The organism is Streptomyces sp. NPDC053750 (assembly GCF_044544295.1).
Taxonomy (GTDB): Bacteria; Actinomycetota; Actinomycetes; order Streptomycetales; family Streptomycetaceae; genus Streptomyces.
The window spans coordinates 1-14,843 of the sequence record NZ_JBITXB010000015.1 but is presented as its reverse complement, the minus strand read 5'-3'; the positions used below and the strand labels follow the sequence as shown (position 1 = coordinate 14,843).

At 69.3% G+C, this 14,843-nt stretch carries 14 protein-coding genes and 2 pseudogenes; 8 read left to right on the top strand and 8 right to left on the bottom strand.

Annotation, left to right across the window (positions count from 1 at the left end):
- Window positions 1–96 precede the first annotated feature (96 nt).
- Together ACIGO6_RS31730 and ACIGO6_RS31725 are read right to left on the bottom strand one after the other, a co-directional pair.
- Window positions 97–684, bottom strand: coding sequence for a hypothetical protein (locus ACIGO6_RS31730; RefSeq protein WP_024127551.1), 588 nt, complete (start codon window positions 682–684; stop codon window positions 97–99).
- Window positions 685–926: 242 nt separating this feature from the next.
- Window positions 927–1,181: pseudogene (locus ACIGO6_RS31725) on the bottom strand (cytochrome c biogenesis protein CcdA); the annotation flags it as partial.
- Between the two features lie 888 nt (window positions 1,182–2,069).
- Between ACIGO6_RS31725 and ACIGO6_RS31720 the strand changes: the two are divergent.
- Complete coding sequence (locus tag ACIGO6_RS31720) at window positions 2,070–3,086, top strand: TerC/Alx family metal homeostasis membrane protein (protein WP_193460129.1); 1,017 nt, start codon at window positions 2,070–2,072, stop codon at window positions 3,084–3,086.
- Between the two features lie 343 nt (window positions 3,087–3,429).
- Here the strand turns inward: ACIGO6_RS31720 and ACIGO6_RS31715 are convergent, their stop codons facing one another.
- On the bottom strand, window positions 3,430–4,341 hold the full coding sequence (locus ACIGO6_RS31715; RefSeq protein ID WP_024127548.1) for a cation diffusion facilitator family transporter: 912 nt from the start codon (window positions 4,339–4,341) through the stop codon (window positions 3,430–3,432).
- A gap of 649 nt (window positions 4,342–4,990) precedes the next feature.
- Between ACIGO6_RS31715 and ACIGO6_RS31710 the strand changes: the two genes are divergently transcribed.
- On the top strand, window positions 4,991–5,266 hold the full coding sequence (locus tag ACIGO6_RS31710) for a hypothetical protein (protein ID WP_024127547.1): 276 nt from the start codon (window positions 4,991–4,993) through the stop codon (window positions 5,264–5,266).
- A 14-nt stretch (window positions 5,267–5,280) separates the two neighbouring features.
- Here the strand turns inward: ACIGO6_RS31710 and ACIGO6_RS31705 are convergent, their stop codons facing one another.
- Window positions 5,281–6,033 (bottom strand): cytochrome c biogenesis CcdA family protein, encoded by a 753-nt coding sequence (locus ACIGO6_RS31705; RefSeq protein ID WP_024127546.1) that lies wholly within the window; start codon window positions 6,031–6,033, stop codon window positions 5,281–5,283.
- 776 nt (window positions 6,034–6,809) lie between these two features.
- On the opposite strand from ACIGO6_RS31705, the gene ACIGO6_RS31700 reads away from it, so the two are divergent.
- Both ACIGO6_RS31700 and ACIGO6_RS31695 read left to right on the top strand, forming a co-directional pair.
- The gene (locus ACIGO6_RS31700) at window positions 6,810–7,475 is read left to right on the top strand and encodes a DUF3105 domain-containing protein (RefSeq protein ID WP_024127544.1); all 666 of its coding nucleotides are present in this window, start codon (window positions 6,810–6,812) and stop codon (window positions 7,473–7,475) included.
- Between the two features lie 56 nt (window positions 7,476–7,531).
- Window positions 7,532–8,173: a DUF305 domain-containing protein gene (locus tag ACIGO6_RS31695; protein WP_234048916.1), complete on the top strand. Its 642-nt coding sequence runs from the start codon at window positions 7,532–7,534 to the stop codon at window positions 8,171–8,173.
- A gap of 61 nt (window positions 8,174–8,234) precedes the next feature.
- Here the strand turns inward: ACIGO6_RS31695 and ACIGO6_RS31690 are convergent, their stop codons facing one another.
- Window positions 8,235–9,041 (bottom strand): alpha/beta fold hydrolase, encoded by an 807-nt coding sequence (locus ACIGO6_RS31690; RefSeq protein WP_024127542.1) that lies wholly within the window; start codon window positions 9,039–9,041, stop codon window positions 8,235–8,237.
- A 149-nt stretch (window positions 9,042–9,190) separates the two neighbouring features.
- Window positions 9,191–10,687: a hypothetical protein gene (locus tag ACIGO6_RS31685; RefSeq protein ID WP_024127541.1), complete on the bottom strand. Its 1,497-nt coding sequence runs from the start codon at window positions 10,685–10,687 to the stop codon at window positions 9,191–9,193.
- 228 nt (window positions 10,688–10,915) lie between these two features.
- Here ACIGO6_RS31685 and ACIGO6_RS31680 point away from each other — a divergent pair, with 228 nt between their 5' ends.
- The 3 genes from ACIGO6_RS31680 (at window position 10,916) to ACIGO6_RS31670 (ending at window position 13,374) form a co-directional block, all read left to right on the top strand.
- Window positions 10,916–11,284: a BlaI/MecI/CopY family transcriptional regulator gene (locus ACIGO6_RS31680; protein WP_024127539.1), complete on the top strand. Its 369-nt coding sequence runs from the start codon at window positions 10,916–10,918 to the stop codon at window positions 11,282–11,284.
- Entirely contained in the window at window positions 11,281–12,192 is a 912-nt protein-coding gene (locus ACIGO6_RS31675; protein WP_024127540.1) for a M56 family metallopeptidase, read from the top strand. The genes ACIGO6_RS31680 and ACIGO6_RS31675 overlap by 4 nt, the downstream gene beginning before the upstream one ends.
- A 156-nt stretch (window positions 12,193–12,348) precedes the next feature.
- The gene (locus ACIGO6_RS31670) at window positions 12,349–13,374 is read left to right on the top strand and encodes a C40 family peptidase (protein ID WP_024127538.1); all 1,026 of its coding nucleotides are present in this window, start codon (window positions 12,349–12,351) and stop codon (window positions 13,372–13,374) included.
- 184 nt (window positions 13,375–13,558) lie between these two features.
- Here the strand turns inward: ACIGO6_RS31670 and ACIGO6_RS31665 are convergent.
- Window positions 13,559–13,693, bottom strand: a pseudogene (locus ACIGO6_RS31665) (DM13 domain-containing protein); the annotation flags it as partial.
- A 251-nt stretch (window positions 13,694–13,944) separates the two neighbouring features.
- On the opposite strand from ACIGO6_RS31665, the gene ACIGO6_RS31660 reads away from it, so the two are divergent.
- Entirely contained in the window at window positions 13,945–14,259 is a 315-nt protein-coding gene (locus ACIGO6_RS31660) for a hypothetical protein (RefSeq protein WP_024127536.1), read from the top strand.
- Between the two features lie 48 nt (window positions 14,260–14,307).
- Here ACIGO6_RS31660 and ACIGO6_RS31655 read toward each other — a convergent pair whose 3' ends face one another.
- Window positions 14,308–14,430, bottom strand: a complete 123-nt coding sequence (locus tag ACIGO6_RS31655) for a hypothetical protein (RefSeq protein WP_258404859.1) — start codon at window positions 14,428–14,430, stop codon at window positions 14,308–14,310.
- Between the last annotated feature and the right edge of the window lie 413 nt (window positions 14,431–14,843).

The following is a 14,843-nucleotide window of genomic DNA, read 5'->3' as shown; positions in this document are numbered from 1 at the left end:
GACATCAGTGGTCGCGAACGGTCCCCGGGCCGTGCACGATCACGGCTCCGGGCCGGTCGCACGAGTCGTGCGGACGGATTCGGCGATACGCCGAACTCACGGCCCGCACGGCACGCGCTGATGCCGAAGAACGAGGCAGGCGACAGGAAGCAGCGGAATGTCCGAGGCTCGCCCTCGGGGACGGGACGTCACCGCTTCGTAGGGAAGAGGGAGAGGCAGTCCGAGGAAGCCGGCCAGTCGGAGCAGCCACTGCCGGGCAGGCTCCAGGCAGGCGTTCACCAGCCGGGCGGGCAACTCGCACGCACTGCTCAACAGCCAGGTCAGCGCCACGGCCACCGTGAGGTTCAGGGCGGCCATGGCCGGACTGCTGTGGTGCCACGTGGGCAGCAACCGGTAATGGCCGTCCGAAGCAGCCAGCGGTTCGGTGGTGTTGAGCCAGATCGGCAGGGCCGCCTGCGCGGCCGCGAGGAGCAGCGCCGTCGTACGGGGCGAGCAGACCGCGAACGCGAGGAACGCGCCCACGAATAGTACGGATGCCGCGAGTGCCACCGCCGGCCCTGAAACCGGCGAGTCGCCCGTGGCGTGGTGAAGTCCGGCGGCCAGGGCACTGCCGAGCACCGCGACGGCGGCTGCGCGGACGGCGCTGCCCTTCACGGTTCGGTCACCGACAGACTGGACGAACATGTTGAGGCAATTATCCCTGCCCGGTGTCGCCTTCGAGGGCGGTGTGTCCGACCAGGGTGCGGACCACCCCCTGTTGGGTGCTGCTGGGCACGCTTTCTGGCCGAAAGCGGCCCGGTGGAGCGGCAGGTGAATCCGCCAGACGCTGTTTCCTGGCCGAGCTGTTGTTGCTTCTCGCGGATGGGGCGCTACAGCCACGGCTGGACGCCCGCCAACCCGTAGCGCAGTTGCCCCGTGAAGTACGTTCAGATACCGCTGACTTGGAGGATTCCGACGAGGACGAGCACCGCTCCACCGAACCGCATCATGCCCCGCGCGTTACAGCGCGCGAGCCCGAACGCCTTCAGCGCGCGCCGGAAGCCGATCACGGCGACGAGGAACTGCAGGCCCAGGCCGACGCTGTAGACGAAGGCGAGTATGGCGCCGCGTCCGGCGCTGCCCGTGGTGACGTACAGGCTGAGGACGGCGGCGAGGGTCGGGCCGATGCACGGGGGCCAGCCCCGGCCGAAATGCGTGCGCTTCCCGGGCGGGTTCGAACCCCCACGAGGACGCGGCCCTGGGCCAGGTTCTGAACCAGCCGGGTTCGGCGGGTACCGCCGACGGGGTCGTTCCGAATCCCCGCCCGGGAGCGCGCCGCCTGGTCGCGCTGATCTCTCGGCGGTCGCTCAGTCGCAGGTGACTTCGTCGCGGGGCACGTACTGGGTCCTTGCGGTCTCCCGCTCGACCTCCTCGCCACTGCGACAGACCGGCTGGACAAATCCGCTGACAAGCCGTCCGGACAGTTGACCAAAGCACGAGGTCAGCGCGACGCCCGAGGACATTGCAGATCGGAACCTACAGCTACGCAAGGGACTTCAGTGACCGCACGCCCGGCTGCCCGCCCTGTGCTCGGCCGCGTGGGAACCGCGATCACCTCCGCGCTCCTCGCCGCCAGCGGAGGCGGCTGCTCCGATCGGGCGCAGCAGCGGGCACACTCGGAGTCATCGGTGGCCCTGTCCCATGTGCACGGCTGGCGGTCGACAGCGGCCACAGCGATGCGCTCACCCCATCCGCGCCGGACTGCAGGGCGAATTCGATCGCCCAGCGGCGTCGGCGATCCCGCCCAAGCGCTCGGGCTTGGTGCCGTTGGGCGCGTAGGCAAGCCGGCAGGCGATCCGGTCGGGCCAGGCCCGGCTCCGGCGGGCGAGCACCCACGGCCGGCGGGTGAGACAGTCACTCCGACGCCGCGAATGCTCATCACGGATGGCAGGAGGACGACTACCAGCGGGTCGGGCACTTCGATGTTCAGGCATCCGGTGATGGCCGGAGATGATCGTGGAAGTGACGCGCAGGTCCGACGCGGGCATGGTGCGGCGTCCGACGAAGACGAGACCAATGGGAGGTCTGGTATGCAGGTCACCGCGCTCGGGTGGGCTCTGACGATCGGTGTGATCCTGGCGCTCCTTGCCCTGGATCTGGTGGTGGGCACGGTACGTCCGCACGCGGTGGGCTTCCGGGAGGCGGCCGCCTGGTCCGCCTTCTACATCGCGGTGGCGGTGGTCTTCGGCCTGGTCTTCGCCACTCAGGTGGGGTGGGAATACGGCGCCGAGTACTTCGCCGGCTACATCGTGGAGAAGAGTCTGTCAGTCGACAACCTCTTCGTCTTCGTGATCATCATGTCGACGTTCGCGGTGCCCCGTGAGCACCAGCAGCGGGTGCTCACCTTCGGCATCATCGCCGCCCTGGTCCTGCGAGCGATCTTCATCGCCCTGGGAGCAACGCTGCTGTCGCTGTTCTCCTTCATGTTCCTGCTCTTCGGACTGCTGCTGCTGTGGACCGCGGTGCAGCTGTACCGCCATCGTGACGAGGACCCCGACGTCGAGAACAACGTGCTGGTGCATTCCTGCCGTCGGGTGCTGCCGGTCAGCGACACCTACGTCGGTGGCCGGCTGCTGGCCCGTATCGACGGCCGGCGCGTGGTCACGCCGCTGTTCGTGGTGTTCATCGCCATCGGCGGCACGGACATCCTGTTCGCGCTGGACTCGATCCCAGCGGTGTTCGGAGTGACCGAACAGGCTTACATCGTCTTCGTCGCCAACGCCTTCGCCCTGCTGGGTCTGCGCGCGCTGTTCTTCCTGGTAAGCGGCCTGCTCGACCGGCTGGTGTACCTGTCGAGCGGGCTGGCGCTGATCCTGGCGTTCATCGGGGTGAAGCTGATCCTGCACTGGGGGCACGGCCTCGACTCCGGGGTGCCCGAGATCTCCACGCCCGTGTCGCTGGCGGTCATCGGCGGGGTTCTGGCCGTCACCACGGTGGCCAGCCTGCTCAAGTCCCGGCGCGATCCCGCGGCCCGGGCGCACGCCGGAGCTGTTATCGGCGCCCCGCCCCGCGCTGCGCATGGCGAGCACCGCCCTTCCGACCACTGAGGTCTCCCTGGCCGCGGTCTCGCACGTGAGTGCCACCCATTCCCGGCACGAACGCCTCAGCGGACCCCTGTACATCGGACGGCGACATCGTCCGGTGGGCCCTGACATGGCGGTCGCCCGCTCTGGCCGTGGGACGGCCCACGGTCTGGGCATCCCCATCGGGAAGGTAGGGCGGACACGACTCGGCGGCCCCGACGAGTGGCTGATGGACGGGGCCGGGCAGGTGCTCGGCCCCGACCCAGGTCCTCACCGTAAACCGGGGGCGAAGGAGTCACCCAGCGAGCACCCCTGGGCCACCGGATTGCAACTGGCCTCTGGGCAGAGGCATCTGGAGAGGCCATCTCTACCAGCCGACGCGCTCGCAGCCGGTGTGCTCGGCGGGTTCGACCTGCAGGGTGGCATGGGCGACACCATGGCGATCGCGCAGCAGGTCGCGCGCCTCGTCGAGGACGGCGTGGCTGTCGGCGCGGTCGGCGGTCACCAAGTGGGCCGTTGCCACGTTCATGCCCGAGGTCAGGGTCCACAGGTGCAGGTCATGCACGTCCTTCACGCCGCCGACGGCGGCCAGATCGTCGGCCACGGCGGCCTGGTCCATGCCCGTCGGCACGTGCTGGCCGAGGACGGCGAAGACCTCGCGGCCCAGTGCAACGGCGCGCACCGCGACGAACGCACCGATGGCGAGGGCGACCAGGGTGTCCCAGAGGGGCTGACCGGTGGCGGCCACCAGCCCGCCCGCCAGAATCACGCCGACCGAGCCGGCGGTGTCGGCCACGACTTCCAGGTAGGCGCCCTTGACGTTCAGGCTCTCGGACGCGCCGGACCGCAGCAGGAGCAGCGCGGCCACGTTGACCGCCAGGCCGAGCACGCCCACGACGAGCATGGGGCCGGAGTCGACCTCGGCGTCGCCGCCGATGCGGCCGATGGCTTCGGCGACCACATAGACCGACACGCCGAGCATCAGCAGCACCGAGAGCAGGCTGGCGAACACCTCTGCGCGATAGGAGCCGTAGGTGCGGCGGCCGGTGGTGTCGGGCCGGGTGGCTATCCGGGTTGCCACCAGCGCCGCGCCCAGCGCCACCACGTCGGCGGCCATGTGCCCGGCATCCGACAGGAGCGCGAGCGAGCCCGACAGCAGCCCGTAGACCAGTTCGACCACGAAGAACGAACCCACCATGGCGAACGACACCGCGAGCCGCCAGCGGTGCCGGCCTCCCGCGTGACTGCCCACCCCATGGCTGTGACCGTTTCCGCCCATGACCGCCCGCCCCTTTCACGATGTCTGTTCCAGGCAGGGAAACACACAGGGACCAAAAGGGGCAAAGGCTGCATCGGTGACCGTTGTCATGTCCGTTAACAGGCTCCTGACCTGCGAAAATACAACCGGTCCGAAGGGGCGCGATAGGAGCCGCCCAACGGCGGGCCCGGGTGCGGAAGGGTGATTACGCGACCAACGGCGTACGGACGAACAGCCGCACCACTTCCAAGAGCGCGACTGACTATCCGAAGGCCCGAACTCATGCGACCGCTGTGCCCGACAGGCCCCGCTCCCCGGCGGCCGGCGCGCCGCACGGGCTGCGGGCGCGCCGGCTCGCGGTGCGGCGACGGCCGCGATGGCCGGGCCGGGCGGCGGCGTGCTAGCCCGCCGCAGGTTGACGGATACCCAGGCTCGGAGTGCCGCGACGGCGCAGTTGGCCTGTCACGCCGTCTGTTCGCCCTCGCCCGGGTCCCCGGAGATGAAGCTCATGGCCGACATGCTCAGGGGGCGCGGCGCGGCACCCAGGTGACCTCGCTGTCCTCAGGGCTCCTGAACACCTTCACCCTCCGCTCGGGCCCTGCTTGAGGGCGGCACCGAGCACGTAGTCGCTGCGGACGGGTGAAGGCCCCGCGCACGTCGAGGCCGTGGCGTGGACACCGGCGACCTCGACCCCCATCTGCGGGGCCTTCCCCAGCCGGTGGCCGATGCCGCCCGCGACAGCGTCGCCGGGGCCCATGCCACCGCCCGACGCCTCGACCCTCCGCTCGGCGCGGACCTGACCAACCACGCCGCCGGGGCCTTCACCGACGCCGTGTCCCGCGTCTTCCTCACCAGCGCGGCGGTCTGCCTCGCCGTTTCGGCCCTCATCGCCCTACGGCTTCCCGCGCAGCCTCGTCAACAGCCAGCGGCCGAGGACGCTCGCTAGAGCTAGAGCCCGCTTCAGATGCCCACCGTGAACCCGGCCGACCAGGACTGCATCTGGCTGATGAGACTGCTCCACACGCCGGTCACCATCAGCAGCCCCGTCGCGATCATCATGCCGCCGCCGATACGCATCACCCACTGGTAGTGAGCCTTGACCCAGGAGAACACCCCGAGCGTCTTACGAAAGGCCAACCCTGCAGCGAGGAAGGGCAGTCCCAGCCCAGCGCAGTACGCGACGGTCAGCACGGCCCCGCGGCCGGCACTCGCCTCGCTGAACGCCAGCGCCTGCACCGCGGCAAGGGTGGGGCCGATGCACGGGGTCCAGCCCAGGCCGAACAGCACGCCCAGCATCGGGGCACCGGCCAGGCCGGCCGCCGGGCGCCGGTGCAGGCGCCACTCGCGCCGGATTCCCGGTAGTACGCCCATGAACGACAGGCCCATCACGATGGTCAGCGCGCCGAGGATCCGGATGAGCGGTTCCTGGTACTCCAGCAGCGTGTTGCCCGCGTAGCCGAACGCGGCCCCGAACGAGACGAACACGGCCGTGAACCCGGCCAGGAACAGCAGCGTGCCCGCCAGGATGCGCCCGCGCCGGGCCTCGGCAAGATCCGCGCCGCTGACCCCGGTGATGTACGAGAGGTAACCGGGCACGAGCGGCAGTACGCACGGGGAGAAGAAGGAGACGGCGCCGGCGAGTCCGGCGATGGGCAGCGCGAGCAGGAGGGAGCCGCTCACGACGGTGGCGTCGAGTCCGGCGGCCAGAAGCATCACTCAGTCTCCTTGCGTCCGCATGGATTGACAGGGCTGTCACCGGGGCAGGAACGCGTCCGGATCCGGATGGAAGGTCGCCACCGAGCCGCTGTTCACCTCGTAGAACCAGGCGCGCAGCGTCAGTGTGCCGTCGTCCCGGCGCGGCGCGATGTGTCTGCGGGACAGCCTGGCACGGCCGATTCACGGTCGTGCGGCCGGGGCAACCTTCCGCACCGGACCCGCATACGCGGCGGCACACAGCCGTTACTATCAGCGGCGATGAACCGAGCGGGACACGGCGACAATAGGGCGCGGAGGTCCGTGGGATCGGCCGCCCTCGCGTGCTGGCTGGCCGCGGCGCTGACCGCTCTGTTCGTGTGCGTGAGTGCGGTTGGGCACCACGATGTAACGCGGGGGCCCATTGTGCAGGTCACCGCTGTTGCCCCGACCGAGGCGAGCGCGTCGTTGCACGGTTCCAGGGCCGCGATGCCGGACGGCTGTCCGGCGGGCGGGACCTGCTGCGTCTCGGCGACGCACCATGTCGGGGCCGTCGTCTCCACACCACCCCAGCTCGACCCGGTGGTCCTACCGGAAATGCCCTGCGCATCGAGGCCAACCGGCCCTCTCCTCGCGGCGGTGTCGCAGACGGGCCGCGCGGCGCCGAGCCTCCATGTGCTGCAGGTGCTGCGGACGTAGCGGGATGTCCGGGCGGCTCCCCGTGCCGCTCTCCCTCCATCCGACATCCCCCTTCGTAGCACCGCCGTGCCTTCGCGCGGCGGGGACAAGGAACACCCATGGGTGCCCCCAAGACAGGCAAGTCCGCCCGCAGCTCCGCTGAACGCAAGGCTCATGTGCAGGCAATGCGCCGTGCCGAGAAGGCCCGCGAGCGCCGCAACCGCATCCTCGCCATCACGACCAGCACGCTCGTCGTCGTGTCGCTGGCCGGCTGGGGCGCGTACGCCCTCAACAGCGCCAATGAAAAGGAAGAGCAGAAAACCGCCGAGGCCAAGAAGCCCGTGCAGGGCACGAAGAGCTGGGACGCGAAGAAACTCGGCCGCAACCACGTCGAACAGGACGTCGACTACCCGATGACCCCCGCGGTCGGCGGTGACCACAAGAACGCCTGGATGAACTGCCAGGGCGACGTCTACGAGAAGCCCGTCGCCGCCGGAAACGCGGTCCATTCCCTGGAGCACGGCGCGGTCTGGATCACGTACAACGACAAGGCGTCCAGCGCCGACACGGAGCAACTGGCCAAGCAGGTCGCCAAGACCCCGTACACCCTGATGAGCCCGGTCAAGGAACAGGCCGGCACCATCATGCTCTCCGCATGGGGGACACAGCTCAGCGTCGACAAGGCTTCGGATCCCCGGGTCGAGAAGTTCCTCACCAAGTACGTCCAGGGCGCACAGACCCCCGAGCCGGGCGCCGCGTGCACGAACGGACTGAGCGCGGCATGAGCGACACCGAAACACTGACCGAAGACACGGACACCGACACGGCGGACGCGGGCTCCATGCCGACACGGCCCACGTCGCGACCGTTCCTCATCGCCACGGCGGTCGTCGTGGTGCTGGCGCTGGCCGCCTGGGCGCTGACCACCTCTCTCTCCGACGACACTGCCACCAGCCCGGTGCCGGCCGTCGACTCCGCCGACGCGGGCTTCGCCCGGGACATGGCCGTTCACCACCAGCAGGCCGTGGAGATGTCCTACATCGTCCGCGACCGGACGGACGATGAGGACGTCCGGCGCCTGGCGTACGACATCGCCCAGACCCAGGCCAACCAGCGCGGCATGCTGTTCGGTTGGCTTGATCTGTGGGAGCTGCCGAAGATCTCCGTCGACGGCTACATGACCTGGATGAAAGACCAGGGGCATGGTGAGCACCAGGCCAAGGGCGGGGCTCTGATGCCCGGGATGGCGACCGACGGTGAGTTGGAGCAGCTGGGCAAGCTCAAGGGGCGGCAGGCCGAGGTCCTCTACCTGCAGCTGATGACCGACCACCACATGGGCGGCGTGACCATGGCACGTGCCTGCGCTCAGCGGTGCGAGGTCCAGGTGGAGAAGAAGCTCGCCCAGGGCATGGTCGACGCCCAGCAGTCGGAGATGGAGTTGATGGCCGACATGCTCAAGGAGCGTGGTTCCGCAGCGCGGTAGCGGGGTGGCCTGTGGCGGTCTACGGCAATCCAAGGCTGCGGACCGCCACATCATCGCGTCTTCAGTGGTCCTTGACGGGCTGCGGATGGGTCAGCAGCCCGCCATGGGCCGCACCCGGGACGTGTACGAACCGGGAGTTCGGCAGCGAGTCTGCGGCAACCTGGCCGCTGCGCGGCGGGAAGTACGTGTCGTGCTCGAAGCAGACGACCAGAGCGGGTGCCGTGATGTCACGGAGCCTGCCCATACGGGTCCCGTCACGCAGCCAGTCGGCGGCTGCCGCCGACTGGCCTCGCTCGCCCTCGGCTGACGTCCACGCCTGCTCCTGTGAGCTGAGCAGGTCCAGCCAGCCGCGGACCTGCTCCTCGTCCTCACACAGCACCGACGGTGCCAGTGTGGAAAGCAGCGTCTGGAGCCGGACGAAGGCGGGCGGCAGTGTCCCGGTGGCCTCGATGAGTTCGGCCTCAGCCCGCAGGACCGCGTCCAGCACGGCGGTGAGCGGCCCGGCACCGGCCATGAGTACGAGCGAGCGCACCAGGTCGGGGCGGGAGCGGGCCAGCAACTCGGCAGTGAAGCCCCCCAGGGAGTAGCCGACGACCGCGGTTTCGCCGATGTCCAGGGCTGTCAGGAGTCCTTCCAGATCCGCTGCCAGCTGCGCCATCGTGTAGGGGGCGGGGGGCGCGTCGGACGGGGCCACGCCGCGTGCCGCATAGGTGACCACCTCGTGCCCGGCTTCCACCAGCGCATCGCGCAGGCCACTGAACTCCCAGGCGACGGGTGGCATTCCGGTCCCGCCCGCCAGGACCACGGGCCGCCCGGTGCCGACTCTCTCGTACGCGAGCCGCACCCCGTTCACGGCGACTGAATCCATCGCCTTCTCCCTCCCCCACGCTTACTTGCTGTAGGACGCGGACCACCCGCCGGACGTTGCCCGGGCAGCGTCCGGCGGGTTGCTATTGCGCAGGGAACGGCTGACAGCGGTCAACTGCCGCCGGGCGAAAACACCTTGCGGGGACAGGGTTAGCGGACCTGGACGAACACCGGGTTCGAGTAGAACCACAGATCGTCCCAGGGGCTCTCCAGTCCGTCGGCGAGCGGCTCCGCCTCGTCGGTGCTCGTGCCGCGCACGCGGGCGTAGAGGTCGGTCTCGACGTTGCGCAGGGTGTACTTGATGACGTACTCGTTGCCGTGCTTGCGCCAGTCGCGGGGGCCGAACCGCGCCACGACCTTCGTGGTGGGGTTGGTGTCGGAGTCGGGGTTGGCGGTCGGGCCGGTGACCTGACCGACGATCAGGTCGACGCGCTGGACCTCCGGGTGGTCGCCGTTCGCGTTCTTGCCGGCAAGCGGCCGGAACCGGATCTCGATGTCGACGTCGCTGCGCTTGCGGCGGCTCACGGAGAGGGTCTCGCCCATGGCCGCACTCCGGCCCTGGCTGCCGGCCGTGAGATCGAGGCTGGTGATCAGGTCGCCCGTGCCGACCCAGATCCGGCCGTTGCGGAGCCCGTCCATGATGTCGGCGTAGTCCTGCCTGGCCAGCACGTAGGTCTTGCTGTACTCGCCGGGCCAGAAGTCGGAGCCGCCGCGCGTCCAGTGCACGTGCGAGTCCGAGGTCGCGGTGATCCACCAGCGCCGGCCCTCGCCCAGCAGCGAATCCCACAGCCCGCCGACACGAGCCGTCATCTGGTCGAAGCCACCGTGGGTCGGGTAGCTGCCGTAGCCGCCGCGCGCGCCGCCGTTGAGCGGGCCGGCCTGGTGGCCGGGAGCCCCCTCGAAACCGACGTATATCTCCGGTGCGGCGTTGTTGCCGTTGCGGAACTCGCGCGGCGTGTCCTGCCCGTAGACGCCGAGGCCGGTCGCCGAGCGTGCCGCGTGATGGGCGATGACCAGCGGCTTCTGCCGCATGTCCTTCGCGGCCTTCAGGAACTCGATCATCTTGGCCTCGGTGTTGCGGCCGGGATCGGAGGGGAAGGCGTCGCGTGCGGCGAAGCGGCTCTCCAGCTCGAACAACTGCTGGGCCTCGTCCGCGTGGTGAGGGATCATCAGCGTGTGGTGGTCCAGCGCCGGGGCGTCGAACTCCATCCCCCAGAACTGGAGAATTTCGGGCACGAGCACGCGTGAGCGCAGCAGGTCCGGATACGCCTGCTCAAGGTTCACCTTCGAGTGCGTCGGCCCACCGTGGTCGGTACACATCGCCCAGGTGAGGCCGAAGTGCTTCGCCATGATCGCGTTGGTGACGATCGGGTAGACGGCGTCGCCGCCCTTCTGGAACTTCGGCGGGTTCGCCGACGTGTCGAACGAGCCGCTGTACTCCGAGTGCACGTGGTGATCGCCGGCACGCCACACTCTTCTTCGGGAGCCGCCGCCCGGCGTGTGGGTGTCACCGTCATCCGCCGCGGCGGGAGTGGCCCCCGCCAGCGGGCTTGCCGCGACCAGGGTTGCCCCGACGCCGGCGTACTTGACCAACTGGCGCCTGGAGACTGCAGAAGGCGCGGGATCCTTGGCGTTCTTGTCCTTCACTGAAAGCCCTTCGATCGAATGCTGCGAGCATGCTGACCGGCAAGTCTCGAAGCGCACACTGAACGCAGCATGAACAAGGGTCGGGAGCGCCGAGGGCAAGCGCGTGATGTCTGGACGTTTGGCGAGCTTCTTCGTCGGACGCCTCCGCGAGGGAAGCTGTAAGGGAGCCCGTCTACTATGGCGCTGCGTATTCGCTTGCGCATTCGGTGGTGAAAGGGAGTCGGGGCCATGCGGCGGCTGGGGGATCTCGAGGCGGAGATCATGGATCGCCTCTGGACGTGGAACCGTCCGGCGACGGTGCGCGAAGTCGTCGACGACATCAACAAGACCCGTCCCGTCGCGTACACCACGGTGATGACCGTCACCAACATCCTGTACTCCAAAGGCTGGCTGCTGCGCGGCAAGCAGGGCCGCGCCTGGCTGTACACCCCGGTCCGCAGCCGCGAGGCGTACGCCGCCGCGCTCATGGAGGACGGTCTGGGAGCCAGCAAGGACCGCCCGGCCGCGCTGGTCCACTTCGTCGAGAACATGTCCGAGGAGGAAGTGGCCGCCCTGCGCAAGGCCCTGCGGAACGTGGGACGACAGGACAAGCCGTGAACGCGGCCCCCGTTCTGATCGCCTACACCGCAGCCATCGGCTTCGTCGCCCCGCACCTCATGCTGCGCAGCAGCTGGCCGCACCGCGCGCCCGCCCTGGCGGCGGCGGTGTGGCACGCCCTGACGGTCGCGTTCTCGATCGCGGCCACGCTCGCCGCGTACAACCTGGCCGTACCGACCGAGCACCTGCACGCGGGACTGGTGGGCCTGCTGCACTCCTGCGGACTTGACGTGGGATCAGCCCACCCGGACCCCGACACCGCGGACCGGCTCGCCGTCGCCCTGCCCGCCACCATCGTGGTGGCCCTGGCCGCGAGCTTCGCCTTCCACCTCGTACGAGCCCGCCGGGCACGCACACGACACCGCAAAGCCGTGGACCTGGTGGGCCGCCACTCGCCCCACCTGAACGCCACCGTCCTGCCCTACGACGTCCCCGCCGCCTACTGCCTGCCCGGACTGCGCCCCCGGATCGTGATCAGCGACGCGGCGGTGCGCCGGCTGACGCCGGAGCAGCTCGACGCGGTGCTGGCACACGAGCAAAGCCATGTCGCGGGCCGGCATCACCTGGCACTGATCGCCGTGGAGGCGTTCGACTCCGTGTTCCGCCGACTGCCGCTGGCCCGCCACGCCCGGGAGCAGACGGCCCTCCTGCTGGAGATGGTCGCGGACGATCGCGCCCTGCGCAGCCACTCCCAAGACACGCTCGCCACTGTCATGTACGAGATGGCGGAGGCCCGTGCCCCGGCGGGGGCATTCGCGGCAGGAGGTCAGACCGTCCTGATCCGCCTGCAGCGAGTCCTGGGGCCGCGCAGGACCCCGCACCCCGTCCTGCGGGGTTCGATGGCCGCCGCGGCCGTGACCACTCCGCTGCTGCCTCTGGTCATCGCGTGCCCGCCCGGTCTCGGCTGACCGGCGGCACCTGAGACTGGTGTGATTCGGACTCACTTGCGGGACGAACTACTAAACTACTAAGTTCTAACGCGCTTGCTCACTGGCAGCCGTGCACCGATCCGACGGGCACGCTCAGTTGCTTGGTCCAAAGACGCGCAGAGGAGCCACCCCAGCATGGGAACGCACCGTCGGCCGAAGCCGCCCAGCCGCGCCCGGATCGCCACGCTCGGCATGGCCGCCGGCGCCGTCAGCCTCCTGCCGACGCAGGCCCAGGCGGCCCCCAAGCCCACGGTGGACGAGGTGCGCCAGCAGGTGGAGAAGCTCTACGAGGAGGCCACGGCTCCCACAGAGGAGTACAACCGCATCAGCGCGGAGCAGAAGAAACTCCAGCGAGAGGCCGACCGCGCGCGGGACCGGCTGGCCCGCAAGCAGCAGGAGGTCAACGAACTGCGGGAGAAGATAGGCCCGTTGGCGGCCGCGCAGTACCGCAGCGGCGGCATCGACCCGAGCGTGCAGCTCTTCCTGTCCGGTGACCCGGACGACTATCTCGAACAGGCCGAGATGCTCGACCGTACGAGCAACCGACAGGCCGACGCCCTCGGGGCGATGCAGGCCAAGCAGCGCGAACTCACCCAGGAGCGCCAGACCGCCCAGGAACGCCTGAAGGACCTGGAGGAGACGCGTACCAAGGCCGCCAAGAAAAAGGACGAGGTCCAGGCCAAGCTCACCAAGGCGCGCAAGCTCCTGAACAGCCTGACGGCCGCACAGCGCGCCAGAATGGAAGCCGACCAGGAGCGGGACGACGCCGCCGCGGGCGTCAGCGACTCCGCCGCCACCTACAACGGCCCGGCGAGCGGCCGCGCCAAGGCCGCGCTCGACTTCGCGTACGCGCAGCTCGGCAAGCCCTACGAGTGGGGCTCGACGGGCCCCAACTCCTTCGACTGCTCGGGGCTGGTGGGCGCCTCCTGGCGCACGGCGGGGGTCTCGCTGCCGCGCACGGTCAAGGAGATGTACGACGCCGGCCGCAAGGTCGCCCGCTCCGACCTGCAGCCCGGCGACATCATCTACTGGTACAACGACAACCAGCACAACGGCATGTACGTCGGCAACGGCAAGGCCATCCACGCACCGCGCACCGGCAAGAACATCGAGATCGTCCCCCTCGACAGCATGCCCTTCTTCGCCGCCAGCAGGCCCTGAACACCAACACCCGTACTCCTGCCGGTTCCCGCGCTCTGCGTCGTCATCTCACGACCGAGGCCGTAGGGATTCGTCCGCGACGTCGATGCCAGGTGCCGCAGGACTCAGAATTCCGGCACCCGATATCCCGGTGCGGATGGGGGCTCACGTCCCCGACGCCCTGGGTTGAAAATCCGTCAGGCAGAGCCAGTTCCGCCGCGCCGAACGAGACGTCGAAACGGTCGCACCAGATGCTCACACTCATGTACTCGGCCGGGTCGACATCGGCGGGCAGGACGTAGTTCTGGTCGCCCTTGTTCCCCTTCAGTGCGCCGAGATTCTCTGAGGGCGAGGGCGAGGGCGAGGATCTCGGGGCACTGAGTGGAGGCAACGTGCAGACCTCGGCGGACACTGCCGCCGGGGTCCTGCACTGTCCAAGATCTTTTCGCCGACAACCGCTGTACGGAGAGAACGACCCCTGAAGGAAGCCGCGGTGATCCCCTCCCCGCTCCGTACGAAGGGGCAACGCCCGGCGCGGCGGGCCCCGACAGGCGCGGTCCTCACGGACCCGATACGCGCGATACTGGAGAGATGAAGGTCGAGGTCTTGGCAGTGCTGGACTGCCCGAACGCCGAGCCCGCCGTCCTGCAGGTGCGTCGGGCGCTCGACACTCTCGGCTTGCACGACACCGAGGTCACCAGGCGCGTCATTACCGACCAGCAGCAGGCCGAACGGGCAGGCTTCACCGGGTCGCCGACCATCCTGCTCAACGGGCGAGACCCGTTCGCCGAGCCCGGACGCCCCGCGGGACTGGCCTGCCGGGTGTACCGAACTACACACGGATTCGCCGGCACCCCCGACCCCGGCCTGCTCCTGCAGGCACTCGAAACAGCCTCCCCATCCTGACCTGGAAGCCCCTCGCCCCATCAAGATCACCCCATAGTGTCCTTCGGCTCACTTGGGCCCCCTCGCCAAGGGCTGGCCGCCATGCTGGGGATCGCGGGCAATCCACAGCACGAGGTACGCGATCCAACCCAGCAGCGCGGTGGCGATCAAGTAGGGGGCGTGGTTCTTCATCGCAGGGTTTCCTCCAGGTGTTCCGCACAGGCGTAGTCGGCTGGCGGCGGCAAGGGCTCGACGGCGGGCGGCCGCTCGGCTGCCGAGTGATCTTGTAGCAGCCGGGAGGAGAGCAAGTAGGGTATGGCCTTCGTCACAGCTCCGAACGGGGATAGCGACACGATGCGCTGCTGCTATGCGACACCGACCACGTCGCCAGTCGCCTCGTAAAGCGACACGACCTGCGGGGGACACGGTCTGTGCGGGAACAAACCACGTCCGGTCCCTCGCCATGGGCGCGACCGCCTTCGGCGTGGTCCTGGGCATCGGAGCCCTAGGTGTTCTGTCTCGGGAGGTTGTGGACGGGTGAGCCAGGTCTCGGCTGAGGGATCTTGAACAGGTGAGGGCCTTCCGGTTCGGTGTGGATTGCGACG